The 480-nt window shown below is 66.9% G+C and carries 1 protein-coding gene; it reads right to left on the reverse strand.

The genetic code is table 11. From position 1 onward, the window contains the following. The coding region (locus I6F37_RS38765; protein WP_225154183.1) for an ATP-binding cassette domain-containing protein at window positions 1-480 on the reverse strand (480 nt) is incomplete at both ends.

Raw genomic sequence — 480 nt, forward strand, 5'->3', positions numbered from 1 at the left:
GCCCGCCGAGCTCGCCGGCGCCGGGGCCAAGGTCGACCACGTAGTCCGCGGCGCGAATCGTCTCTTCGTCGTGCTCGACCACCACTACCGTGTTGCCCAGGTCCCGCAGGCGCCCGAGCGTCGTCAGGAGCTTCCGATTGTCGCGTTGGTGCAGGCCGATGGACGGTTCGTCGAGCACGTAGAGGCCACCCTTGTCTGCCATGGAGATCGCCAGCTTGAGCCGCTGACGCTCGCCACCAGACAACGTGGTGAGCGGCTGCCCGATGCCGATGTACCCCAAACCCACATCATCCATCCGCGCCAGGATGGCGTGCGCCGGGCCAGACCCGAAGAACTCGCGAGCCTCGCTCACACTCATCGCCAGCACCTCGGCGATGTTCTTCCCGTCGAGCAGATACTCCAGCACCATCGGCTGGAACCGCTTGCCTTCGCACGCCTCGCACCGGGTGGCAACGCCGGCCATCATCGCCAGGTCGGTGT

Origin of the sequence: Bradyrhizobium sp. NBAIM08 (genome assembly GCF_020193935.1) — a bacterium.
Taxonomy (GTDB): Bacteria; Pseudomonadota; Alphaproteobacteria; order Rhizobiales; family Xanthobacteraceae; genus Bradyrhizobium; species Bradyrhizobium yuanmingense.